At 61.1% G+C, this 23802-nt stretch carries 20 protein-coding genes and 2 tRNA genes; 18 read left to right on the plus strand and 4 right to left on the minus strand.

The window, feature by feature from the left end; translation table 11 throughout:
- The 15 genes from ACTOZL_RS04735 to ACTOZL_RS04805 form a co-directional block, all read left to right on the plus strand.
- Positions 1–555, plus strand: a 555-nt coding sequence (locus ACTOZL_RS04735) for a 4Fe-4S binding protein (protein ID WP_482476971.1), incomplete at its 5' end; no start/stop codon positions are given.
- Positions 552–4082: a pyruvate:ferredoxin (flavodoxin) oxidoreductase gene (gene nifJ, locus ACTOZL_RS04740; protein WP_482476972.1), complete on the plus strand. Its 3531-nt coding sequence runs from the start codon at positions 552–554 to the stop codon at positions 4080–4082. The genes ACTOZL_RS04735 and nifJ, both read left to right, overlap by 4 nt.
- Positions 4079–5446 carry an FAD-dependent oxidoreductase gene (locus ACTOZL_RS04745; RefSeq protein WP_482476973.1) on the plus strand — a complete coding sequence of 456 codons (1368 nt, stop codon included), beginning with the start codon at positions 4079–4081 and terminating at the stop codon, positions 5444–5446. Before nifJ ends, ACTOZL_RS04745 begins: the two co-directional genes overlap by 4 nt.
- A gap of 84 nt (positions 5447–5530) precedes the next feature.
- Positions 5531–5638, plus strand: a complete 108-nt coding sequence (locus ACTOZL_RS04750; protein WP_482476974.1) for a DUF2200 family protein — start codon at positions 5531–5533, stop codon at positions 5636–5638.
- 104 nt (positions 5639–5742) lie between these two features.
- The gene (locus ACTOZL_RS04755; RefSeq protein WP_482476976.1) at positions 5743–6894 is read left to right on the plus strand and encodes a hypothetical protein; all 1152 of its coding nucleotides are present in this window, start codon (positions 5743–5745) and stop codon (positions 6892–6894) included.
- A 194-nt stretch (positions 6895–7088) separates the two neighbouring features.
- On the plus strand, positions 7089–7925 hold the full coding sequence (locus tag ACTOZL_RS04760) for an amino acid ABC transporter substrate-binding protein (protein WP_482476977.1): 837 nt from the start codon (positions 7089–7091) through the stop codon (positions 7923–7925).
- 90 nt (positions 7926–8015) lie between these two features.
- The gene (locus ACTOZL_RS04765; RefSeq protein WP_482476979.1) at positions 8016–8672 is read left to right on the plus strand and encodes an amino acid ABC transporter permease; all 657 of its coding nucleotides are present in this window, start codon (positions 8016–8018) and stop codon (positions 8670–8672) included.
- Positions 8673–8687: 15 nt separating this feature from the next.
- Positions 8688–9452: an amino acid ABC transporter ATP-binding protein gene (locus ACTOZL_RS04770; protein ID WP_482476980.1), complete on the plus strand. Its 765-nt coding sequence runs from the start codon at positions 8688–8690 to the stop codon at positions 9450–9452.
- Positions 9453–9738: 286 nt separating this feature from the next.
- Positions 9739–10563, plus strand: a complete 825-nt coding sequence (locus ACTOZL_RS04775; RefSeq protein ID WP_482476981.1) for a purine-nucleoside phosphorylase — start codon at positions 9739–9741, stop codon at positions 10561–10563.
- 12 nt (positions 10564–10575) lie between these two features.
- Positions 10576–11883: an amidohydrolase family protein gene (locus ACTOZL_RS04780; protein WP_482476983.1), complete on the plus strand. Its 1308-nt coding sequence runs from the start codon at positions 10576–10578 to the stop codon at positions 11881–11883.
- 31 nt (positions 11884–11914) lie between these two features.
- Positions 11915–13504, plus strand: coding sequence for a putative polysaccharide biosynthesis protein (locus ACTOZL_RS04785; RefSeq protein ID WP_482476984.1), 1590 nt, complete (start codon positions 11915–11917; stop codon positions 13502–13504).
- A gap of 119 nt (positions 13505–13623) precedes the next feature.
- Positions 13624–14442: a nucleoside triphosphate pyrophosphohydrolase gene (mazG, locus tag ACTOZL_RS04790; RefSeq protein ID WP_482476986.1), complete on the plus strand. Its 819-nt coding sequence runs from the start codon at positions 13624–13626 to the stop codon at positions 14440–14442.
- The gene (locus tag ACTOZL_RS04795; RefSeq protein WP_482476987.1) at positions 14435–14713 is read left to right on the plus strand and encodes an HU family DNA-binding protein; all 279 of its coding nucleotides are present in this window, start codon (positions 14435–14437) and stop codon (positions 14711–14713) included. Before mazG ends, ACTOZL_RS04795 begins: the two co-directional genes overlap by 8 nt.
- 238 nt (positions 14714–14951) lie before the next feature.
- Positions 14952–15038, plus strand: a tRNA-Leu gene (locus ACTOZL_RS04800).
- A 3-nt stretch (positions 15039–15041) separates the two neighbouring features.
- A tRNA-Met gene (locus tag ACTOZL_RS04805) sits at positions 15042–15117 on the plus strand.
- 93 nt (positions 15118–15210) lie between these two features.
- On the opposite strand, the gene ACTOZL_RS04810 is transcribed toward ACTOZL_RS04805, so the two are convergent.
- A complete protein-coding gene (locus tag ACTOZL_RS04810) occupies positions 15211–16416 on the minus strand; it encodes a sensor histidine kinase (RefSeq protein ID WP_482476989.1) in 1206 nt (401 codons plus the stop codon).
- Positions 16410–17087 carry a response regulator transcription factor gene (locus ACTOZL_RS04815; protein WP_482476990.1) on the minus strand — a complete coding sequence of 226 codons (678 nt, stop codon included), beginning with the start codon at positions 17085–17087 and terminating at the stop codon, positions 16410–16412. The genes ACTOZL_RS04810 and ACTOZL_RS04815 overlap by 7 nt, the downstream gene beginning before the upstream one ends.
- Before the next feature lie 177 nt (positions 17088–17264).
- Here ACTOZL_RS04815 and ACTOZL_RS04820 point away from each other — a divergent pair, with 177 nt between their 5' ends.
- From ACTOZL_RS04820 to ACTOZL_RS04830, 3 genes are read left to right on the plus strand one after another with little or no spacing between them, the layout of a single operon-like run.
- Positions 17265–17933, plus strand: a complete 669-nt coding sequence (locus ACTOZL_RS04820) for a polyphosphate polymerase domain-containing protein (protein WP_482476991.1) — start codon at positions 17265–17267, stop codon at positions 17931–17933.
- Positions 17934–17947: 14 nt separating this feature from the next.
- Positions 17948–18619 carry a DUF4956 domain-containing protein gene (locus tag ACTOZL_RS04825; RefSeq protein WP_482476992.1) on the plus strand — a complete coding sequence of 224 codons (672 nt, stop codon included), beginning with the start codon at positions 17948–17950 and terminating at the stop codon, positions 18617–18619.
- Positions 18620–18631: 12 nt separating this feature from the next.
- A complete protein-coding gene (locus ACTOZL_RS04830) occupies positions 18632–20479 on the plus strand; it encodes a CotH kinase family protein (protein WP_482476993.1) in 1848 nt (615 codons plus the stop codon).
- A gap of 89 nt (positions 20480–20568) precedes the next feature.
- On the opposite strand, the gene ACTOZL_RS04835 is transcribed toward ACTOZL_RS04830, so the two are convergent.
- Together ACTOZL_RS04835 and eno are read right to left on the minus strand one after the other, a co-directional pair.
- Positions 20569–22323 carry an S-layer homology domain-containing protein gene (locus ACTOZL_RS04835; RefSeq protein WP_482476994.1) on the minus strand — a complete coding sequence of 585 codons (1755 nt, stop codon included), beginning with the start codon at positions 22321–22323 and terminating at the stop codon, positions 20569–20571.
- A 155-nt stretch (positions 22324–22478) separates the two neighbouring features.
- Positions 22479–23777 (minus strand): phosphopyruvate hydratase, encoded by a 1299-nt coding sequence (gene eno, locus ACTOZL_RS04840; RefSeq protein WP_482476995.1) that lies wholly within the window; start codon positions 23775–23777, stop codon positions 22479–22481.
- Positions 23778–23802: the final 25 nt, after the last annotated feature.

Raw genomic sequence — 23802 nt, forward strand, 5'->3', positions numbered from 1 at the left:
ACCACCGCCTTTGTGCGCTGCCGGGGCGGCTGGCACAACCATGAGGTCTACGCTGCCGCCGGGGCCACCAACTGCCGGGAGGCCAGCAAGCTGGACCTGGACGGCCACTGCTCCTACGGCTGCGCCGGCTTTGGCGACTGCGCCCAGGCCTGCCGCTTCGACGCCATCAGCCTGGTCCAGGGTACCGCCAAGGTGGACCCGGACAAGTGCGTGGGCTGCACCGCCTGCGTCCACGTATGTCCCCAGGAGCTGCCGGTGATTGTGCCCTATAAGGGGGCAAAGCTGGTGCCCTGCGCCTCCAAGGACGACCCGGAGACCAGAAAGAAGCTGTGCTGGGTGAGCTGCATTGGCTGTGGCGACTGCGCGGCCAACTGCCCCGACGGCCTGATCCATCTGGAGGACGGCCGGGCAGTGATCCAGCCGGAGCGCTGCGAGGACTGCAATATCTGCTCCTATGTCTGCCCCAACAACGTCATCACCGGGCGGACGCTGCCGGAGTATACTTATGTTCAGATCCGTGCCCTGGCGGCACAGACAGGAGGTGCGGTGCGATGAAAGACACAAGACCCTTCAAGAGTATGGATGCCAACATGGCCGCCGGCCATGTGGCCTACGCCTTTACAGAAGTGGCGGCCATCTACCCCATCACCCCCTCCTCCCCCATGGCGGAGGACGTGGACGAGTGGGCCAACCAGGACCGCCGGAATATCTTTGGCAACCGGGTGAACATCGTGGAGATGGAGTCCGAGGGCGGCGCTGCGGGTGCGGTCCATGGCTCCCTGTCCACCGGTGCCCTGACCACCACCTTCACCGCCTCCCAGGGCCTGCTCCTGATGATCCCCAACCTCTATAAAATCGCCGGTGAGGGCCTGCCCGGGGTGTTCCACGTGGCAGCCCGTACCCTGACCACCCACGCCCTGTCTATCTTTGGCGACCACCAGGACGTGATGGCCTGCCGGGGGACCGGTATGGCCATGCTGGTGTCCAACAGCCCCCAGGAGGTCATGGACCTGGCCCCGGTGGCCCACCTGGCGGCCATCAAGTCCAGCATGGGCTTCATCCACTTCTTCGACGGCTTCCGCACCTCCCATGAGATCCAGAAGGTGCGCACTTGGAGCTATGCGGACTTTAAGGATATGCTGGACTGGGAGGCCTTGGAGCGCTTCCACGCCCATGCCAACCTCCCCGCCCACCCCTATCACCGGGGCTCCAACGAGCCGCCGGAGACCTTCTTCCAGCACCGTGAGGCCTCCAACACCATGTACAATGACCTGGTGGGCGTCGTGGTGGAGAGCATGGATAAGGTCAACGAGAAGCTGGGCACCCACTATAAGCCCTTCAACTACTACGGCGCGCCCGATGCCACCGACGTAATCATCGCCATGGGCTCCGTCTGCGGCACCTTGGAGGAGGTCGTGGACGTGATGACCGCCCAGGGCAAGAAGGTGGGCGTACTAGAGGTCCACCTCTTCCGGCCCTTCTCCGCCCAGCACTTCCTGGCGGAGCTGCCCAAGAGCGTGGAGCGCATCGCCGTGCTGGACCGTACCAAGGAGCCCGGCGCTTTCGGTGAGCCTCTGTATCTGGACGTGGCGGCTGTCCTCAGCGACGCCGGCCGCAGCGACATCCGGGTGATCGGCGGCCGCTATGGCCTGTCCTCCAAGGACACCACCCCCGCCGATATGTACTCCGTGTTCCAGCACCTGGCCAAGGGTGGCCACAACCACTTCACCGCCAGTATCCACGACGACGTGACCCACCTCTCCGTGGAACCCTGCGCCTTTGTTATGCCGGATGATCCCACCCAGGCCTCCGTGAAGATCTGGGGCATCGGCTCCGATGGTCTGGTGGGTGCCTCCAAGAACACCTCCAAGATCATCGGCGACCATACGGACAAATACGTTCAGGCCTATTTCCAATACGACTCCAAAAAGTCCGGCGGCCTGACCATCAGCCACCTGCGCTTTGGCGACAAGCCCATCCGCTCCGCCTACTATGTGGGTGCGGCGGACTGCGTGATCTGCGGCAACCCCACCTATATCGACAAATACGATATGGTGAAGGATATCAAGCCCGGCGGCGTGTTCCTACTGAACTGCAGCTGGGAGGGGGAGGAGCTGGAGAAGCACCTGCCCGCCGACGTGAAGCAGCAGCTGGCCAAAAAGAATATCAAGCTCTACACCTGCGACGCGGTGAAGCTGGCCCGTGAGATCGGCTTGAAAGGCCGCATCAACACCATCCTTCAGTCCGCTTACTTCAAGCTGGCTGGCCTGATCCCGGCGGAAGAGGCCATTGAGTACATGCGCCGGGGCATCGTCAAGGACTATGCCGCCAAGGGCCAGAAGATTGTAGACATGAACATGGCTGCCGTCCATGCCGGACAGGAGGCCGCCAAGGAGGTTCCCGTCCCCGCCAGCTGGGCGGACGCGGTGGACGCCCCCAAGGAGACCGCTCCCCTCAAGGCCGTCAACCAGGAGCAGGCAGACTATGTCCAAAATATCCTCATCCCCACCAACGACCTGAAGGGCGATTCCCTGCCAGTGTCGGCCTTTACGCCGTACATCACCGGCAAAGTGCCCTCTGGCACCTCCGCCTTTGAAAAGCGGGGCATCGCGGTGGATATCCCCGTGTGGCACCCGGAAAACTGCACCCAGTGTAACTGGTGCGCCGCTGTGTGTCCCCACGCCTGTGTCCGGCCCTTCGTGCTGAAGGAGGAGGACGCCCAGGACCTGAACACCGCCCCCAGCAAGGCGGTACCGGGCAAGCGCTTCATCATGGCGGTTTCCGCCCAGGACTGCACCGGCTGCGGCTCCTGCGCCGAGATGTGCCCCGCCCGGAACAAGGCCCTCACCATGGAAGCCTCCGCAGGGCGCATGGCCCAGGATCAGGCGGACTTTGAATATGCCAAGGAGAAGGGCATTCAGGAGGGGTCCGGCGAGAATGTCCGCACCTCCCAGCTCCTGCGGCCCTATCTGGAATACTCCGGGGCCTGCCCCGGCTGCGGCGAGACCCCCTATGCCAAGATGGTCACCCAGCTCTTTGGGGACCACGCCATCATCGCCAACGCCACCGGCTGCTCCTCTATCTGGGGTGCATCCGTGCCCAGCATGCCCTATGTGATCGACGAGAACGGGAAGGGTCCCGCCTGGGCCAACTCCCTCTTTGAGGACAACGCAGAGTTCGGCTATGGCATGGCTGTGAGTATGCGTACCCGCCGGGATGCCCTGGCTGTGGTGATCCGCCGCATGGCCAAGAAACCCAACTTCGGCCGCACGGCCAGGACCTGGGTGGAAAAGCGGAACACCCCCGACGCCGCCGGCCTGGGCGACGCCCTGGTGGCCCTGTGCAAGCTCTATCCCGAGGACCCGGACGCCAAGTTCGTCCTGGCCAACACTGACCTGCTGCCCCGCCCCTCCATGTGGCTCTTCGGCGGCGACGGCTGGGCCTACGACATTGGCTACGGTGGCCTGGATCACATCCTGGCTTCCCGGGAGAACTTCAACGTCCTGGTCTTTGACACCGAGGTCTATTCCAACACCGGCGGCCAGTCCTCCAAGGCCACGCCTACTGGTGCGGTGGCTCGCTTCGCCGACGGCGGCAAGATCACCGGCAAGAAGGACCTGGCACAGATCGCCATGTCCTATGGCCACGTGTATGTAGCCCAGGTGGCCATGGGTGCCAACCCTGCCCAGACCCTTCGGGCCATCAAGGAGGCGGAGAGCTATGACGGCCCGTCCCTTATCATCGCTTACGCCCCCTGCATCAACCACGGCCTCAAGGCCGGCATGAACCGCTCCATGTTGGAGATGAAGAAAGCCGTCCGGGCAGGCTATTGGAACCTGCTGCGCTTTGACCCGCGGCTGGTGGACCAGGGGAAGAACCCCCTGCAGATCGACAGCGCCAAGCCCAACGAACCCTATGACGCCTTCCTGAAGGGCGAGGTGCGCTATGCTTCCCTGAGTATGAAGAATCCCGAACGCGCCGCGGAGCTCTATGCCGCGTCGGAGAAGGCAGCTCTGGGCCGCTATGACAGCCTCCTGAGCCGCCGGGATAGTCTGGAACCGAAGGAGGGAGAGGCGAAATGATCAACAATGTGAGAGAACGCACCCCCATGCCCCAGCAGGACATCAAGCGCCGCTGCACCAACTTCGACGAGGTGGACCTGGGGTACACGGAGATGGACGCCATCCGGGAGGCCATGCGCTGCCTGAAATGCCGCAAGAAGCCCTGCACCACTGGCTGTCCCATCGGCCAGCACATTCCCGCGTTCATTGAGCGGGTGTCCGAGGGGGATTTTGAAGGGGCCTATGAGGTCATCATGGGCCAGAGCTCTCTGCCCGCCGTCTGTGGCCGGGTCTGCCCCCAGGAGGAGCAGTGCGAGAAGAATTGCGCCCAGGCTGTTCGGGGCGAGGCCGTGGGGATCGGCCGTTTGGAGCGCTTCGTGGCCGACTGGTACGCCGCCCGCCACGCCGCCGCCGCCCCAGCGGTGGAGCCCAAGGGCAAGAAGGTGGCCGTGATCGGTTCCGGCCCTGCGGGCATTGCCTGCGCTGGCGACCTGGCAGCCTTGGGCTACAGCGTCACCGTGTTTGAGAAGCTCAGCTTTGCCGGAGGTATCCTTACGTATGGTATCCCCCAGTTTGTCCTGCCCAACGACGTGGTGGAGCGGGAGCTGGAAAAGCTGAAGGCCCAGGGGGTGGAGATTGTCACCAGTACCCCTGTGGATAAAAATAAGTCCGTTGACGAGCTGATGAAGGCCGGCTATGAGGCGGTGTTCATTGGCAACGGCGCCGACGTGCCCCAGGTGCCCGCCGGACTGGACACCAGCCTGGAAGGGGTCTGGTCCGCCAACGACTACCTGACCCAGGTGAACCTGAACCGGGCGGCCCTGCCCAAGAACATCAGCGACGCCAAGCGTGTGCTGGTGGTAGGCGGCGGCAACGTGGCGGTGGATGCCGTCCGCTGTGCCCTGCGCCTGGGGGCGGAGACCATGATGGTCTACCGCCGCACCCTGGCTGAGGCTCCCGCCCGTCGGGACGAGATTGCCCACACCCAGGAGGAGGGCATCGAAATCCGGGAGCTCACCAACCCCGTGGCCTGCTATGGGGAGAACGGGGTTCTCACCGGCGTGAAGTGTGAGAAGATGGCGCTGGGCGAGCCCGACGCCTCCGGCCGCCGCCGTCCTGTGGGTACCGGGGAGTTCTTCGACGTGCCCTGCGATAATCTGGTGATCGCCACCGGTACCTCCTACAGTGAGGACGTGGTGGACACTACCACTGGCATCGACAAGGACCAGTGGGGCGGCATTGCAACCCAGGAGGATTGCAGCACCAGCCGTCCCGGCGTGTTCGCCGGCGGCGACGCAGTCACCGGCCCTGCCACTGTGGTAAAAGCCATGGGCGCTGGGAAGCGGGCGGCCGTGAGCATTGACCAGTATCTGGCAAACAAGTGAGGCAATAAAATAGCACCATGATACTGTGGGGAGGCTTGTAAAAGTCTCCCCACGGTTTCACCCAACGATAAGAAGGATAGGTTTATGGAAGCAAACAAAGTATTCGCCATGAAGCTTACAAAGCTATATCCACGGCTGGTGGACGAACTGGCGAAGGGGAAACCGATGGAGAAAATATTGCGCCAGCCGTGATGGAGAAAAGGGATTTTTTCCTATAGAAAGCGCTGCCATTTTGTGTTAGAATAGGGAGAGATACCGCCGGTAGCGGCGGAAAACCAATGAAAGGGGAGAGGTCTATGAAAAAAAGGCTCCTTACCCTGGTCTGCGCCCTGGCGCTGGTGCTGTCTTTGATGATAGTCCCCGCCGCCGCGACGGAGACCTTCTTCCTGGGGATCAACGATACCCTGCCAGTAGGCTCCACCCAGATCACACCCATCCAGTATAACGGTTGGGTCTATGTGCCCATGGGGGTGTTCAACAGCCGGGTGACAGGGGTGAACCTGGGGGTCTATTGCGGCCTGACAGACAACGACCAGAGCCTGGTCTTTTACAACCTCTCTGGGCGGACCTTGACCTTCGACCTGGTCAACGGCACTGCTACCTCGGATTCGGGAACCTCCCCGGTGCCCTCCAGCACAGTGCGCAGGAACGGTACCTATTACGCCCCGGCCTATGCCATCTGCCAGTATTTCGGCTTGACCTACTCCTTCCATAGCACGGAGTATGGCCCCCTCCTGCGGATCAAGGACAGCAACGCGGTTCTGAGCGAATCCCTCTTCCTCAGCTCGACGGCTTCCCTTATGCGCAACAGGAGTGGCGCTGGCAACAACAGCAGCAGCAATCCCCCCACAACCAACCCCGGTACGGCGCCGCCGCTCCAGCAGCCTGCGGTCCCGGAGGAACCGGTGATTCCAGAACGGGGGGAGCCGGTGCCCAGCTTTTCCCTGTACCTGGGGGTGCGGGCCCCCTCAGGGGTGGACCTGACGGGAACACTGAACGCCCTGGCTGGGGTGAATGCCTCCGCGGTGGTCTTTTTCCCGGCGAACACGTTGGCGGAAAACACAGCTCAGCTCCGCCAGGCGGTGGCCCGGGGCCATAAAGTGGGTCTCATCCCCCAGGGGGAGACGGCCCAGGACCAGCTAAACAGCGTGGCCGAAGGCAGCGGCCAACTGGCCCGCATCCTGCGCCAGGAGACTTGGTTCGTTTTGAGCAGTGACCAGGCGTTCACCCAGGCGGGCTACCTCTGCTGGTCGCCGGGCTTGATCCTGTCCGGCAACACCAAGGCGGCCACCCTCTATGACAACGTGGTGGACTACGGCTCCGGCCGGAGCTCCGCCGGGCGGGTGCTGTTGGAGGGCGGCGGCACCAGCATGAACCTCTCGGCGGTGCTGAACCGCCTGGCTGAGGACGGGGATGCCTTCCGTCCACCCAGGGAGACGAGATATTAAAGCAGATCAACCAACCCCCGCGGTGTTCCGATGATCTCGGAATGCCGCGGTTTTTTCGTCATTTTGATGAAAAAAAGGGGCTTTGGAAAAAAATCCACCGAAGGCCTTGCAATTTTGGACTAATGTGGTATCATGTTAGTGCTTTACCACGATAGAGTGCTAAATGATATCAAAGCGAGATTGGAGAGTTGAATATGAAAAAGTTACTTGCAATGCTGTTGGCGGCCACCCTGTGCCTCACCCTGCTGTGCGCCTGCGGCAGTAGCGACCCCGAGGAAGGCACCCCCCCGGAGAACGATAGCAAAACCACAGGGAGCGAGGCAGGCAAGCTCATCGTCGGCTTCGACGCAGAGTTCCCCCCCTTCGGCTTCATGGCCGAGGACGGCAGCTATGACGGCTTCGACCTGGCGATGGCCAAGGAAGTCTGTGACCGTCTGGGCTGGGAGTATGAGGAGAGCGCCATAGACTGGAACAGCAAGGATGCTGAGCTGAAAGCCGGCACCATCAACTGCATCTGGAACGGCTTTACCTTCAATGGCCGCGAGGATCAGTACACCTGGTCCGACCCCTACGTGGACAACTCCATCGTCGTGGTGGTGAAGGCTGACTCCGGCATTACTTCCCTGGCAGACCTGGCAGGCAAGACTCTCATGTCCCAGACCGGTTCCTCCGCCACCGATGCCATCAATAAGAATACGGAATTTAAGGATTCCCTGGGCAAGGTGATTGAGCTGGCGGACTACAACATGGGCTTCATGGAGCTGGCCCAGGGCAGCGTGGACGCAATTGCCGCCGACCTGGGGGTGGCAACCTACCAGATGGGTGCCAACGAGGGCAACTACGTGATGCTGGAAGAGCCCATCGCCAAGGAACAGTATGCTGTGGGCTTCCTGAAGGGCAACACAGAGCTGCGGGACGCTGTGAACAAGACCCTGAAGGAAATGGCTGACGACGGCACCATGTTGGAGATTGCCAAGAAGTATGTGGACAAGGGCCTGGTTCTGGAGAGCCTGTGCATGATCGAGGGGTAATCCCCATACAGACCGTTTACAACAAGTTTATGGCAACAGCCTTGCCGGGAAAAACGGCAAGGCTGTTGCTTGCCAAGAGGTGGTAACAGGATGAGCATACAAACCATGCTTTTGACCTTGAGCGAGGGCTTCGGCCTGACCTTGGTGATCTTCTTTCTGACCCTGGTGTTTTCCTTGCCCCTGGGGCTGCTGGTGGCCCTGGGTCGGATGTCAAAATTCGCACCCTTAAAGTGGCTGGTGCAGGCGTATATCTCCATTATGCGGGGCACGCCATTGATGCTCCAGCTCATTGCCATTTATTTTGGGCCCAGCTTGCTCTTTGGCATGTCCCTGCCTAGGAATTGGCGGATGACTGCCACGGTGGTGGCCTTTGTGCTGAACTATGCCGCTTACTTTGCCGAGATTTACCGGGGCGGGATTCTGTCCATGCCCCTGGGGCAGTATGAGGCGGCGGAGGTTTTGGGCTATTCCAAGACCCGTACCTTCCTGACCATCATCCTCCCCCAGGTGATCAAAAGCATCCTGCCCGCAGTGACCAATGAGATCATCATCCTGGTGAAGGACACCTCCCTGGCCTATGCCATCGGCGTGGTGGAGATGTTTACAGCGGCCAAGCAGATCTGTGTTGCCCCCAATTCACCAGGGCTGCTGGCGCTGCTGGCGGCTGGGGTGTTCTACTACGTGTTCAATCTGGTGGTGGCCATTCTCATGGAGCGGGTGGAGAAACGCCTGGCCTATTACCGCTAAAGGAGGGGGAGCACTGTGAAGCTATTGGAAATGAAAAACATCGAAAAGTCCTTTGGGGACTTGCAGGTGTTAAAGGATATCAACCTTTTCGTGGAAGAGGGGGAAGTGGTGTCCATTATCGGCCCCTCCGGCTCGGGGAAATCCACCCTGCTGCGTTGCGCCACGTTTTTGGAGACCATTGACGCCGGGTCCATTGCCTATGTGGGACAGTATGCGGCAGAGACCAAGACGGCAGGGGGACGGGCAGAATATGTCTCCACTGGGGAGCTGAAAAAGCTGCGGAACAACTTCGGCCTGGTGTTTCAGAACTTCAATCTTTTCCCCCACTTCTCCGTCCTGCGCAATGTCATTGACGCCCCCCTGAACGTCCAGAAGCGGGAGCGGAAAGCGGTGGAGGCGGAGGCCATGGAGCTGTTGGGGAAGATGGGCTTGGCAGACAAGGCCAAGAATTATCCCTACCAGCTCTCAGGCGGCCAGCAGCAGCGGGTGTCCATCGTCCGGGCCTTGGCCATGAACCCCAAAATCCTCTTCTTTGACGAACCCACCTCGGCCCTGGACCCGGAGCTGACCCAGGAGGTTCTGAAGGTGATCCGGGCCCTGGCAGAGGAGAAGATGACCATGGTGATCGTCACCCATGAGATGGCCTTTGCCAACGCGGTGTCTGACCGGGTAATCTTTATGGACGGCGGCGTGGTGGTGGAGGAGGGTCCCCCCAGCGAAGTCTTTGGGAACCCCCAGCAGGCTCGCACCAAACAATTTTTGGAGAAATACAGCGATTGACGCTCTTTTTTGCAAGGCGGCGCACCCGGCAGGGTGCGCGGCTTTTGCATTTTGGGGAGAACGATCAATGGTAGGGGGGTAAATGATCGGCCAACGCCCCTGAAACACGCTAAAATTCACAAATCAAAGGGCCGAAATTGGTGCAATATTCCCCAGGTTTTTCCTTTTTGAAAGGGGAAGGGAGAAATGATTGCTTTTTGTTTCAAATAGGTGTAAGATATTGCGGTATTATGAAAAAATTTCCCCGGCGCTCTTGTCCGGGGCTGATGAATGGGGAGGTCTATCTATGAACTTTACCTACGCCGACTACCAGGCCAGTGCGGCCTATCTCCGGGAAAAACTCAAGGGCTTCCAGCCCAAGGTGGCCATGGTCCTGGGCTCTGGCCTGGGCTATTTGGGGGACGAGGTGGAGGAAGCCATCGTCGTGCCCTATGGCGACATCCCCAACTTCAAGCACTCCACCGCCCCCGGCCACAAGGGCCAGCTGGTCTTTGGCAAGCTGGCGGGAAAGCCCGTGGCGGTGATGCAGGGGCGGATGCACCACTATGAGGGCTATTCCTACCAAGAGGTCAGCTACGCCGTGCGGGTGCTGCGGCTGCTGGGCTGTGACACCCTTTTCGTCACCAACGCCGCCGGAGGCGTGAACTGGAAATTTAAGGCCGGGGACCTGATGCTCATCACCGACCAGATCAAGATTTTTATGGAGTCCCCCCTCCGGGGAGAGAATATCCCGGAATTTGGGGTGCGTTTCCCGGATTCCAGCTACCTCTACACCCCTGCCCTCCAGGACCTGGCCCGGCAACAGGCCAGGAAACTGGACATGGACTTGAAAGAGGGGGTCTATATGTACTTCCCAGGCCCCCAGTATGAAACCCCGGCGGAAATCCGCATGGCCCGACTCCTGGGGGCGGATGCTGTGGGGATGTCCACCGCCCCGGAGGTCATCACCGCTGCCCACTGCGGTATGGAGGTGCTAGGCTTTACCCTGGTGTCTAACATGGCCGCAGGAGTCTTGCCCCAGCCCCTCAGCGAGGAGGAGGTCTTGGAGGCCGCGGCGGCAGCCAGGGACCGCTTCTCCGCCCTGCTCCTGGCCTGCTTGGAGCAGCTATAAGGAGGTGGTATGATGGGAAGCCTATTGTTGAAAAATTGCCGGGCCCTGTTGATGGATGGCTCGGATACTGTGATGGACAATGCCTTTGTGGCCATCCAGGGGGAGAGCATCCAGTCTGTGGGGACCACCCGGCCGGTGGGCAGCTTTGACCAGGAGATCGACTGCAACGGCAATGTCTTGCTGCCCGGGCTGGTGAACGCCCACACCCACGTGCCCATGACCCTGCTGCGGGGGTACGGCGGAGGCTGCGACTTGCAGACCTGGCTGAACCAGTGGATTTTCCCCGCAGAGGCCAAGCTGGATGACCGGGCAGTGGCGGCTGGGGCTGCGTTGGGGCTGGCGGAGATGATTGCTTCCGGAACTACCACCATCGCGGATATGTATATGCACACCCCGGCCATTGCCAGGACGGTCCTAGAGGCAGGCATCAGCGCCAACCTCTCCTGCGGCGGGGTGTATTTCGGCGCCCCGGAGGACTTTAGCCCTCAGAGCTGTCACGACTGCCAGAACCAGCGCCAGCTCACCGAGGATTGGCACGGGGCGGGGAATGGGCAGATTTTGGTGGATGCCTCCATACACGGGGAGTATACCTCCAACCATCCCCTGTGGCAATGGATGGCGGAGTATGCCCAGGCCCACAAGCTGGGGATGCACGTCCATATTTCCGAGACCCAACGGGAGCATGAGGAGTGCAAGGGCCGCCATGGGGGGGCCACCCCCATTCAGGTCCTAGACCGCTACGGGGTCTGGGAGAACCGGGCCCTGGCTGCCCACTGCGTGTGGACCGATGAGAGGGATTGGGAGCTCATGGCCCGGAAGGGCATCTCCTGTGTCCACAACCCGGTGTCCAATTTGAAGCTGGGTTCCGGGGTGGCGTGGATTCCCGCCATGAAGAAGGCGGGGGTGAATGTGGCCCTGGGCACCGACGGGGTGTCCTCCAACAACAACACGGACATGTTTGAGGAGATGAAGTTTGCGGCAGTGCTCCACAACGGTGTTACCCACGATCCCCTGGCCCTGCTGCCCCTGGATGTGCTGCGGATGGCCACGGTGGACGGGGCCCGGGCCCTGGGACGCAAAAGCGGGGTAATCGCCCCAGGCTACCAGGCGGACCTGATCCTGGTGGACTTCGACCGCCCCCACCTGTCCCCCTGCCACAGCGTGGTGGATCACCTGGCCTACAGTGCCCGGGGCAGCGACGTGGTGATGAATATTGCCCGGGGCAAGCTCATATACAAAGACGGAGACTTCCTGACTCTGGACATGGAAGCTATCCTGGACGAGGTGGAGCGCTACGCACGACCCCTGATGTTTGGCTAAGCTCCAACCCCCAGACGGGAGGAACAGACCCTTGAAAACAACGCAGAAAAGCAACACCTTCTTCGGCGGTGCGGCGATCCTGGCGGTAAGCATCATCCTGGTGAAGATCATCGGCGCCCTCTATAAGATCCCCCTAGGCCGGATTTTGGGGGACGCGGGTTTTGGGCACTTCAACAATGCCTACGCCGTGTTCAACCTGCTGATGATGGTGTCCACGGCGGGGCTGCCGGTGGCCATCTCTAAAACCATCTCCGAGGCCAACAGCCTGGGGCGGCAGCGGCAGGTGGACCGGGTGTTCCGGGTAGCCCTGACCACCTTCGTGCTCCTGGGCACCGTGAGCACCCTGGTGATGTTCTTCTTCGCCGAGCCCCTGGCGGTATTTCAGAACGACAGCCTGGCGGCTCCGGCCATTCGGGTGATGGCCCTGTCTGCGCTGTTTTTGTGTGCCATGTCCGCCTACCGGGGCTATGCCCAGGGGCACTCCAACATGGTGCCCACGGCGGTGTCCCAGGTCATTGAGGCTGTTTCTAAGCTGGGCATCGGCCTGGCCTTGGCCTGGTACCTCACCCGCCAGGGCTTCGGTATGGAGATCACCGCCGCTGGGGCCATCACCGGCGTCACCTGCGGCGGTTTTTTGGGACTGATATACTTGATGGTCCAGCACCACAGGGGCAGGCGGCAGCTGCCCCCCAGTCGGGACCTTCCCGATGGGGCGGGGTTCATTCTGATTAACCTGCTCTCCATCGCCATCCCCATCACCATCAGCGCCTCGGTGGTGCCCATCACCACCTATCTGGATACCGTCCAGGTCCAGGGGTTGCTGCAGAGCGCCCTGGGCTATGACCGGGACATGGCGGTGGCCCTCTATGGCAGTTACCAGAAAGCGGTGACCATTTACAACCTGCCCTCGGCCTTCATGGTCTCCTTCACCGCCTGTATCGTCCCGGCCATCTCCGCTGCCCTCACCCAGAAGCGGAGGCGGGAGGCGGGGAAAATCGCGGAATCTGCCCTGCGGGTGGGGGGGCTGCTGGCCCTGCCGGCGGGGGTGGGCCTGACGGTGCTGAGCGCCCCCATCATCCAACTGCTCTTCCCGGAAACCAACCAGGAGGTGGCCAGCCAGAGTATGCTGGTGCTGGGCATTGCCTCGATGTTTGTTTGCGTCATGCTGCTGTGTAACGCCATCCTTCAAGCCAACGGCCACGCCTCCCTGCCCATTTTATTCATTGCCATCGGCAGCGCGGCGAAGCTGGCAGTGAACTTCTTTCTGGTGCAGCAGCCAGAGGTCGGCATTAAGGGCGCCCCGGTGGGGACCTTGGTGTGCTTCATGATGGTGGCGGGGATGGAGCTGTTGGCCATCAAGCTGGTCACCCCCCATCCGCCCAAATACTGGCGGGTGTTTGGCAAGACTGCTTTGGCCTCTGTGGTGATGGGGGTGTATGCCTGGGCCAGCTATGGCTACTTGGTGGGGCACTTCGGCAACCTGCTGGCGGTGGCGGGGTCCATCTGTACCGCTGGAGTGGTGTATCTGCTGCTGGTGGTGGGCTTGCAGATGGTGTCCAGAGATGACCTGTCCCTGATGCCCAAGGGGGATAAGATTGCGAGAATCTTGCGGGTGAAGTGATGAAAACGCGATATTTGCTTCATTTTCACCGAAAACCCCTGGGAGATGGGGCGAGTTCGTGAAGAAATTGTGAAGAAAGCCCATAAGGGCTTGTGAGAACGGGAAAGCTATGATAGATTATGATAGATTTTGAAACCAAAGACCGGTACGGGGTGGAGGATTTGCGGGATATCGTGGCAATCCTCCGGGCCCCGGGGGGCTGTCCCTGGGACCAGGCGCAGACCCATGAGAGCATCCGCCGGAATTTTATCGAGGAGGCCTATGAGGTGGCGGAGGCCATCGACCAGAAGGACCCGGACCACCTGAAGGAGGAGCTGGGGGATGTGCTGCTGCAAGTCCTCTTTCACAGCTCCATTGAGGCGGATGCAGGGCACTTTGACCTGGACGATGTGGCCGACGGTGTCTGCAAAAAGCTCATCTACCGCCACCCCCATGTGTTTGCCCCGGAGGAGGACCCCCTGGACTGGGAGGAGCTCAAGCGCCGGGAGAAGGGCCAGCAGACCCAGGCGGCTGTCCTGGACGGCGTGGCCCGGAGCCTGCCGGCTTTGTGGCGGGCGGAGAAGCTCCAGATTAAGGCGGCCAAGGCGGGGTTTGAGTGGCCCAATGTCCAGGCCGCCATGGACAAGCTGACAGAGGAAGTGGACGAGCTGCAGTCCGCTGTGGCGGAGGAGAGCAATGTGGAAGAGGAACTGGGAGACCTGCTGTTTGCAGCGGTGAAGGTGGCCCGGTTTTTCCAGATAGACGCCGAAACGGCCCTGCACGCAGCCTGCGAAAAATTCATTCGCCGGTTTGCCGGGGTGGAGGCGGCGGCCGCGGCCCAGGGGAAACCTATGGGGGCATTCCCTGTGTCTGCGCTCATGGCCTTTTGGGACCAGATGAAGGACCGCGAAACCAACGACACCAAAGACGACAAAGAAAGGGAACACGAGCATGAATAAGAATGAACTGATCCTGCGCATCGCCGAAGAGACCACCCTGCCCCGCAAGACCGTGGAGATTGCCCTCAACGCCACCTTTAACCAGATCACTCAGGCCATGGCCGAGGGGGAGCGGGTGCAGATCGTGGGCTTTGGCTCCTTTGAGACCAAGACACGGGCAGAGCGCATCGGCCGCAACCCCCGCACTGGGGAGGAGGTCCCCATCCCCGCTGCCACTGTGCCGCTGTTCAAGCCGGGGAAAGCCCTGAAGGACGCGGTGGACCAGCAATGATGCCACAAAAAAACCAGCCTGTGCGGCTGGTTTTTTTCAACTTTCAGGGGCGGGGAAACGCCAGGCGGCGCATGGAAAGCACAGGCATGGGGGCGCAAAGCCATGCTGAATGGGCGGCGGCTGTGCTGGATGGTTTGGTCTGTGGTTGACTTTGTGAGGAAAATTTTGAAAAAACCCTTGACAGGAGAAGGTGGATGTGGTATAGTAATCAAGCACTGAGGAGTGCAGCCGTGGAAATGCCGGAGTGGCGGAATTGGCAGACGCCTGGGACTTAAAATCCCATGGGAGTGATCCCGTGCCGGTTCGACCCCGGTCTCCGGCACCATATCGCGGAGTAGAGCAGTTGGTAGCTCGTCGGGCTCATAACCCGGAGGTCGCAGGTTCAAGTCCTGTCTCCGCAACCAAAAACCCTTGAAGCCGTTGGCTTCAAGGGTTTTCTTCTATGGTAAACAGGCAGCAGGAAGCACAACGCTTCCTGCTGCCTGTTTCTCTTTTCCCTAAACCCGCCCTGGCAGCTCCACAAAAAAGCGGATGACCCCTGCCTGGCTCTCCGCCCAGATCCGCCCGTGGTGGGCTTGCACCACCTGTTCTGCAATGGACAGCCCCAGGCCAAAGCCGCCGTCCCGCTGGCGGGCCTTGTCCAGGCGGTAGAAGCGTTTGAAGAGGTTCTTCAGCTCCCCGGCGGGGATATCCTCCCCGGGGTTGGACACAGACAGGAGACAGCTATGCCGTCCCAGCTGCTGCAAGCTGACGCAGACCTCGCCTGACCCACTGGCGTACTTCTGGGCGTTGTCCAGCAGGATGTCTATGACCTGCTGAAGCTGTTGGGCACTGCCGTGTATGGTGATCCCCTCTTGGAGCTGCCAGGAGAGCGCCAGCCCCTTTTCAAAGAACACCGGCTCAAAGGGGAGCAGGGCGTCGGCCACCAGGGCGCTGAAATCCAGGGGCTGGACGGTTTCCTTGCTCTGCCCGCTGTCTGCCTGGGCCAGGGCCAGAAGGCGTTCTACCAGGCTGCGCATCTGCTGGGCCATGGTGAGGATGCTGCGGGAGGATTGGGCCGCGGCAGGGTAGGCGGGGTTCTGTAACAGCTCCGCGTTGGTCATGATAACGGTGAGGGGGGTTTTCAGCTCGTGGGAGGCATCCGCGACAAATTGCCGCTGCTGCTGCCAGGCCCGTTCCACAGGCTTGACGGTCCAGCGTGCCAGCAGCACACTGATCCCCAGAAAGCCCAGGAAGCATAGTGCCCCGATGAAAAAGCAGTTCCGGGCCAAATGATGAAGGGTGGAGCGCTCACTGCTGATGTCGGCAAATACCAGCCGATCCCCCATGGGGCTGGGCACCCAGCAAAAGCGTAGGGAATGGGACGCTAGGATTCCCGTCTGGGCATCCTGTTCCAACACGGACGCCACCAGGGATTGTAATAACGCTTCGTCGGAGAGGTCAAAGTAACCGCTCCCTGCGGCCAACAGTTCCCCCTGGGGGCCCCACTGGACTGTAAAGTAGGGAAGCTTTACCTGGGATGTGGCATCCCCTGGCCGTCCAGGGCGGGGTGGTGCGGCGGCCACACTGCGCATCATGTTCAAGCTCTCCGCCTCCAAATTCTCCTGGGTGAAATGGTACACCAGGCCGAAGATCAAGCAGAGCATGAGTGTGACCAACCCCATAATTACCAGGATGAAACGCAGACGCAGTCGGTTCAGCAAGCTTCCTTCACCTCCAAATGATAGCCCAGCCGCCGGATGGCAGAGATTTGTAGGTTGGAGCCGATGCGTTGGAGCTTCTTGCGCAGGAAGCCCACGTAGACCTCCACATGGTTTTCCACTGCGTTGGAGTCATAGCCCCAGACCTTGGCGAGGATCACTTCCTTGGGGAGGATGCTGTCCCCCGCCTGAAGCAGACAGCGCATGACGTCAAATTCCTTGGCGGAGAGCCGCACCCGCTGTGTCCCGCAGACCAGCATACAGCTCCCCAGCTCCAAGGCGGTGTTGCCCAGTACCAGCTCGTCCACCTGACCGCCCTGGCGGCGGAGGAGGGCGTTGATACAGGCCAACAGCTCCCGGCTGTCGAAGGGCTTGGTCAGGTAGTAATCTGCCCCGGCGTTCAAGCCCTCCACCCGGTCCTCCAAGGCCCCCCGGGCGGTGAGCATCAGGATCGGGGTGCCGCAGCGCTGGGCGCGGATGGACCGGGCCAGCTGATAGCCGTCTAGTTTGGGGAGCATCACGTCCAGGATCAGCAGGTCGTATACCCCCAGCGTGGCGTAGTCCACCCCGGCCTCCCCGTCGTACACACAGTCCACAGTGAAGCCCTTGGATTCCAGCAGGGCCTGGATGGAGTCCGCCAACAGTTTTTCGTCCTCGATGAGCAATAGTTTCATGGTCCTTGCCCCCTTTGCTTTCTTGTTATCATAGTACAGGAGAAGGCTGAAAGGAAGCTGAAAGTTTCCTTGTTTACAGTGCGTTCACAGATTCCCCGGCGTTTTTTCAGCATGGCTTCAGGGAAGGGAGGTATCCTTGCTCTGGAAACCAGCCCCAAGGGGAGAGGAGGTGAAACTTTGGAATTTCGACATGAATGGAAACATCTGCTGTCCCATCAGGATTTGTTGGTCCTGCGCCAGCGCTTCCAGGCAGTGGCCCAGCCGGACCCCCACGCCACCGATGGCTGCTATCACATCCGCAGCCTATACTTCGACACTCCGTCGGACAAGGCCCTGCGGGAAAAGCTGGACGGCATCAGCCGCCGGGAAAAGTTCCGCATCCGCCTCTACAACGGGGACCTGTCCACCCTCCACTTGGAGAAGAAGAGCAAGCTGGGGGGGCTGGGCAACAAGCAGCACGCCCCGCTGACCCCGGAGGAGGCGGAGGATATCCTCCGGGGGCCCCAGGGATGGATGCTGGACAGCAGCCGCCCATTGCTGGTGGAGCTATACCACAAGATGCACACCCAACAGCTCCGGCCTAAGACCATCGTGGACTACACCCGGGAGCCCTACATCTACCCGCCGGGGAACGTGCGCCTTACCTTGGACTACGACATCCGCACTGGCCTGGGCTGTACCAGCTTTTTGTCCCCCTGCCTGACCATCCCTGCCGGGGACGCCCCGGTGCTCCTGGAAGTGAAGTGGGATAGCTTCCTCCCCGGCATCATCCGGGATGCCATCCAATTGGAGGGCAGGCGAACCACAGCATTTTCCAAATACGCCCAGTGCCGCATATATGGATAGAAAGGACCCCTATTATGAACTTCAATGATATTTTCAAATCCAGCTTTTTGGAGAACATCAACAACGTCAGCCTCCTGGACATGTGTTTGGCCTTGGCTTTGGCCTTTGGGCTGGGCTTGTTCATCCTCCTGGTATATAAAAAGACCGAGCAAGGGGTGATGTATTCCTCTGGCTTCGGGGTAACCCTGGTGGCCCTGGCCATGATTACCACGGTGGTGATGCTGGCGGTGACCAGCAATGTGGTGCTGTCCCTGGGCATGGTGGGTGCCCTGTCCATCGTCCGCTTCCGTACCGCCATCAAGGAGCCGTTGGACATTGCCTTTCTGTTTTGGGCCATCGCCGTGGGCATTGTCCTGGCGGCGGGGATGATCCCCCTGGCGGTGATAGGCAGCGTGGTCATCGGCGTGATCCTGCTGCTGTTTGTGAACCGGAAGAGCCATGTCCATCCCTACATCCTGGTGCTGCAATGCGCGGACCATGAGGCGGAGACCGATGCCATGGCATATGTAATCCCCCGCACCCGCCGCTGTGTGGTAAAGAGCAAGTCCGCCCAGAAGGGGTCGGTGGAGCTGAATTTGGAGCTGCGCCTTCGTGACGATAACACAGATTTCATCAACGACCTGGCGGCATTCCCCGGGGTGGGCAGCGCCGTGCTGGTGAGCTACAACGGCGACTACCTGGGCTAAGGAGGTGGTTCCATGGCGACCAACAAACACATCGACAAGCTCTGCCTGATTGCCGCCCTCCTGGCCCTGCTCCTGGCTTTGGGCTTCCTGTATGGGAAGCAGCAGGGGCCATCCGGCGGTGGAAAGACCATGGGCTATGAGGCGCGGCTGTTCGACACCACCACAGTCCATACCATCGACCTGCAAATGGAGGACTGGGAGGACTTCATTGCCAGCTGTGAGGATGAGACCTACCATCCCTGCACCGTGGTCATCGACGGGGAGGCCTATGCCAACATCGGCATTCGGGCCAAGGGGAATACCTCTCTGCGCAACGTCTCCGCCATGGGCAGCCAGCGCTATAGCTTTAAGTTGGAGTTCGACCAGTACGACAGTGGCCTGCACTATTACGGCCTGGATAAGCTCTGCCTGAACAACATCATCCAGGACAACAGCTATATGAAGGACTTCCTCACCTATCAGCTCATGGGCCAGTTTGGCGTGGCCGCGCCCCTGTGCAGCTATGCCTACATCACCGTCAACGGCCAGGATTGGGGCTTGTACCTGGCGGTGGAGGGGGTAGAGGAGGGGTTCCTCCAACGCAACTATGGCAACGATTACGGGGAACTGTACAAGCCCGACAGCATGGACATGGACGGCAGCCAGGGGCGGGGGATGCAGGCCTTTGACCAAGAATCCGGGGGGGTTGATCCCAACAACACCCAGCCCCCGGAGCGCCCCGCCAATGACGCCGCACCTGCCCAGCTCCCCCAGGAGGGCCCTGGCGGCGGATTTGGCGGCAGCAATGACGTGAAGCTGCAATACATCGACGACGACCCCGATAGCTACCCCAACCTATTCGATAATGCCAAGACCGATGTAAGCCAGACAGACCAGGCCCGGCTGATTGCCGCTCTGAAGAGCCTGTCCCAGGGGGAACGGCTGGAAGAGGTGGTGGATGTGGAGGGGGTGCTGCGCTACTTTGTGGTTCACAATTTTGTGGTGAACGGGGACAGCTACACCGGCAGCATGGTCCACAACTACTACCTCTATGAGAAGGACGGCCAGCTCTCCATGCTTCCCTGGGACTACAACCTGGCCTTTGGCACCTTCACTGGCGGTGAAGCAACCACCCAGGTCAATGACCCCATAGACGAGGTGTTGGAGGACCGGCCCATGCAGGCGTGGATCTTCTCGGATGCAGCCTATACCCAGCAGTACCACGCCCTGTACGCGGACTTCCTAGAGGCTGTGGACATTGATAGTTTGATCCAAGAAACCGCCCAGCGCATTGCCCCTTACGTGGAGCGAGACCCCACAAAATTCTGCACCGATGAGGAATTTGAGGCAGGGGTGGAGGCCTTGCGGAACTTCTGCACCCTCCGGGCCCAGAGCATCCAGGGGCAGCTAGAGGGGACTGTCCCCGCCACTACCCAAGGCCAGGCGGAGGCACCGGAAGCATTGGTTTCTGCCGGGGAGCTGTCCCTGGCCGCGATGGGCACAATGTCCGGCGGCATGGGCGGTGGGCCTGGCGGGGGATGGGGCCGTCCAACCGACGGGCAGCCCAGCTCATCTGAGGCAGCGTTGCCCGCGGAGGATGGAGCGCCTACCCCGGCTGAGGAAACGCTGCCCACCGCAGAGGGAGAATCGCCCCCAATTGCGGGACAATCCCCCGCTGCCAGCGGCCAAGCTGGTTCCCCGGCTGCCCAGGAGCCAGAGCATCAGCCAGATCGAGCGGCAGGGGCTTGGGGGATGCCCGGGGATGGACGCCCAGCCACGCAGGAGGCCCCCACAGCATTCACCACCACCTGGGTTCTCCTGGGGGCGTCGGTGGCAGTGTTGATCTTGGGACTGGTGGTGGCGTTCCGGGTGAAGAGATAAGCGTGTATTTTGGGAAAGGCAACGCGGGATGAAAACAAAAAGGCCGATGCAGAGGATGTCCTTTGCATCGGCCTTTCGCTGGTAAAAACTTAGTTTAATTCGATCCGCATCCTGCTGTTGGGGTCCACCATCCGCACCAGCACTGCCGCTGCCTCTGCCCGGGAGATGGAGGCGTTGGGGCGGAAGGTTCCGGACATATCGCTGCCGGTAAAGACCCCTGCCCGGTAGAGCTGATAGATGGCGGTGTCAGAGCGGTAAACATCGGGGATCGCTCCGTCCGCCACCTTGTTCACCGCCGGCAGGGTATCGCTGGGGAGGGCGTTGCCCAGGATGGAGGCGAACTCCTGGCGGGTGAGGGGGGCGTTCAGGTCCTTGGGCAGGGAGGAGAGGATGCCTTGGCTGAGGGCGTAGTCGGTGTACGCCTTGTACCAGGGGTCCGTGGCGGCGAAGCTGCCGTTCCCTGTGAGGTATTGCTTCCGCAGCCGGGCAGCCATGGTGATGGTCTGGGCGGCGGTGACGTTGCCATCCGGCCCGAACTTGTTCACCTCGGTGCCGTTCATCAGGCCATACTCATAGACCGAGGCCACACTGCCCCGATACCAGGCGTTGGAGGTCACGTCCTTAAAGTTGCCGTTGTACTTGCCTGTCTTGCTGAACCCCACGCCAGAGGTGGTCCAGCGGGCTGTGAGGGTGTGCCCTGTGTTGGAGAGATGGTTCACCCCTGTGGTGACAAATTCCCCGCTGTCAGAGTACCAGCCCAGGAATGCGGAGCCGGACTTGGTGGGGGTGGGCAGGTCGTAGGTGGCGGACTGCTTCACCAGTTGGGTGGTGGGGGAGACCTTGCCGCCAGCGGGGTCGTATGTAATGGTGAGGGAGTTGGCCTGGACAGTAAAGGGCAGGTAATCGGCGTTGGTGAAGGTCCAGGGGGTAGTGGTGGAGCTGGCTGCCTGAAGTTTTAGGCGGTAGCTCCCGGCGGGAAGGGCCTCGATGGCGTAGGGGGAGACCACATAGAAGTAGGCCTTATAGTTTTCCTCCCAAGTGCCGTCTGGTTTTTTCCGGTCTACGTAGAGGTTGTGGTGGGTGGCCCGGTTGCCGATGGTCCAGGTGAGGGTGAGGCGGTCTCCGTCGCCGTAGGTGCTGGCGATGGGGCCAGGCTTGGGGGCGGAGGGGGCGGTGATCTGGGGGAGGATGGTGTCTGTCCCGGTGGTGTTGGCCCGGAAGTAGAGCAGGCCGCCAATGGTGCCGTTGTAGGCGGAGAGGCGGGTTTTGGAGGCGTAGCCGGGGTCAAAGATGGTGGCGTCGGTGCTGTTTTCGATGGTGCCGTCCACGGCCACGAAGTGTCCGCTGTTGTTCACCCGGGCAACAAGGTACAGCCCCTTGCCCCGGAGCTCATCGATCTTGGCGCAGACCTCTTCCAGGGGGGTATCTACAGGGAAGTACTCCCGGCCGACATAGTAAAAGCGGGGGGAGACGCTGGAAGAGATGGGGCCATAGGACAGCAGCGCGTCATTGGAGGAGGTGGAGCTATGGCTGATGAAGCCCTTGCTGTCCAGCCAGTCCCGGAAGGTGCCGGGGTTCAGTGCGGCGGGGTCGTAGGCCCCGGAGTGGCACATGAGGATGGCGATGGAGGTGACCAGGCAGCCGGAGCGGGTCATGGTGTGCAGGTCCCCTAGAGGGGTCTCGCCCCAGGCGGGGTTCCCCTGGCGCCAGGTTTTGTAATCGGTGGAATAGCTGACGCCGTTGTATGTAGCGGTCCCGGCGGCGCTTGCCATAGGGACCGCCAGCAGGGCGAGGAGGATGGCCAGAACCAGGGCCAAGGAGAGGATACGTCGCTGTGCCTTCATGCTGACAGCCCTTCTTTCTATCGTAATATATCAACAGTATCGCATAGTTTCGTGGAAAAGTCTAGGGAAGCGGGGGAATTTCTCCAAAAGTGACAAAAAGCGGACTGGGAGGAGAAGTCCCAGTCCGCTTGGTCTGTAAAAGGAGTCGGTGGCCCTTAGTGGAGGTTGAAGAAAGCCTCCCGCCCAGGGTAGCGGGCTGCCTCGTCCAGCTCCTCCTCAATGCGCAGGAGCTGGTTATACTTGGCCACCCGGTCTGTGCGGCTGGGGGCCCCGGTCTTGATCTGCCCGGCGTTGAGGGCCACAGCCAGATCCGCAATGGTGGTGTCTTCCGTCTCGCCGGAGCGGTGGGAGATCACCGCGGTGTAGCCCGCCCGGTTGGCCATTTGGATGGCGTCCAAGGTCTCAGTGAGGGTGCCGATCTGGTTGACCTTGATAAGGATGGCGTTGGCCACCCCCTTCTGGATGCCCTCCTGAAGGCGCTGGGTGTTGGTGACAAAGAGGTCGTCTCCCACCAGCTGGACGCGGCTGCCCAGGGTCTTGGTGAGCAGGGACCAGCCCTCCCAGTCGTTCTCCCCCATGCCGTCCTCTAGGGAGAGGATGGGGTAGCTGTCGGCAAAGCGCTTCCACATGTTCACCAGCTGCTGCCGGGTCATGGTTTTCTTGGCCTTGGGGAGGTCGTAGCAGCCGGTTTCCTCGTTGTACCACTCGGAGCTGGCGGCGTCAATGGCGATCATGAAGTCGTCGTAGGGCTTGTATCCGGCGGCCTCAATGGCGGCCACGATGGCTTTTAGGGCGTCCTCGTCCCGCTTGAGGTTGGGGGCGTAGCCCCCCTCGTCACCTACCCCGGCGGCGGGGGTGCCGTTCTCTGCCAAGACGCCCTTCAGGGCGTGGAACACCTCTGCGCACATCCGCAGGGCAGCCCGGAAGCTCCCGGCCCCCACAGGCATAATCATGAACTCCTGGATGTCCACGTTATTGGTGGCGTGGGCTCCGCCGTTGAGAATGTTCATCATGGGCACCGGCAGGGCCTTGGCGTTGACGCCCCCCAGGTAGTGGTACAGGGGGATGGACAAGCTCTCACTGGCGGCCTTGGCGCAGGCCAGGGAGGCCCCCAGGATGGCATTGGCCCCCAAGCGGCTCTTGCTGGGGGTGCCGTCGAGCTGGATGAGGAGCAGGTCGATGTAGGTCTGATCCAGAACGTTCAGGCCGATGAGGGCCTCTGCAATCTCTGTGTTCACGTTGGCAACGGCCTGTTCCACGCCCTTGCCCCGGTAGCGTTCCCCGCCGTCTCGGAGCTCACAGGCCTCATACACGCCAGTGGAGGCCCCAGAGGGAACCGCCGCCCGGCCTACAGTGCCGTCGTCCAAATAGACCTCCACCTCCACGGTGGGGTTGCCTCGTGAGTCCAGGATTTCCCGGCCCAGAACATCTACGATCTCGATCATCTGCTTCATAATTTATCTGCTCCTTTGCACTCTG

The organism is Evtepia sp. (genome assembly GCF_056797215.1).

Coding starts and splice junctions, on each gene's coding strand:
- ACTOZL_RS04825 (WP_482476992.1), top strand. CDS start 17,948: ATGAACTTCAATGATATTTTCAAATCCAGCTTTTTGGAGAACATCAAC.
- ACTOZL_RS04745 (WP_482476973.1), top strand. CDS start 4,079: ATGATCAACAATGTGAGAGAACGCACCCCCATGCCCCAGCAGGACATC.
- ACTOZL_RS04765 (WP_482476979.1), top strand. CDS start 8,016: ATGAGCATACAAACCATGCTTTTGACCTTGAGCGAGGGCTTCGGCCTG.
- ACTOZL_RS04835 (WP_482476994.1), bottom strand. CDS start 22,323: ATGAAGGCACAGCGACGTATCCTCTCCTTGGCCCTGGTTCTGGCCATC.
- eno (WP_482476995.1), bottom strand. CDS start 23,777: ATGAAGCAGATGATCGAGATCGTAGATGTTCTGGGCCGGGAAATCCTG.
- ACTOZL_RS04760 (WP_482476977.1), top strand. CDS start 7,089: ATGAAAAAGTTACTTGCAATGCTGTTGGCGGCCACCCTGTGCCTCACC.
- ACTOZL_RS04815 (WP_482476990.1), bottom strand. CDS start 17,087: ATGAAACTATTGCTCATCGAGGACGAAAAACTGTTGGCGGACTCCATC.
- ACTOZL_RS04780 (WP_482476983.1), top strand. CDS start 10,576: ATGGGAAGCCTATTGTTGAAAAATTGCCGGGCCCTGTTGATGGATGGC.
- mazG (WP_482476986.1), top strand. CDS start 13,624: ATGATAGATTTTGAAACCAAAGACCGGTACGGGGTGGAGGATTTGCGG.
- ACTOZL_RS04775 (WP_482476981.1), top strand. CDS start 9,739: ATGAACTTTACCTACGCCGACTACCAGGCCAGTGCGGCCTATCTCCGG.
- ACTOZL_RS04755 (WP_482476976.1), top strand. CDS start 5,743: ATGAAAAAAAGGCTCCTTACCCTGGTCTGCGCCCTGGCGCTGGTGCTG.
- nifJ (WP_482476972.1), top strand. CDS start 552: ATGAAAGACACAAGACCCTTCAAGAGTATGGATGCCAACATGGCCGCC.
- ACTOZL_RS04830 (WP_482476993.1), top strand. CDS start 18,632: ATGGCGACCAACAAACACATCGACAAGCTCTGCCTGATTGCCGCCCTC.
- ACTOZL_RS04795 (WP_482476987.1), top strand. CDS start 14,435: ATGAATAAGAATGAACTGATCCTGCGCATCGCCGAAGAGACCACCCTG.
- ACTOZL_RS04750 (WP_482476974.1), top strand. CDS start 5,531: ATGGAAGCAAACAAAGTATTCGCCATGAAGCTTACAAAGCTATATCCA.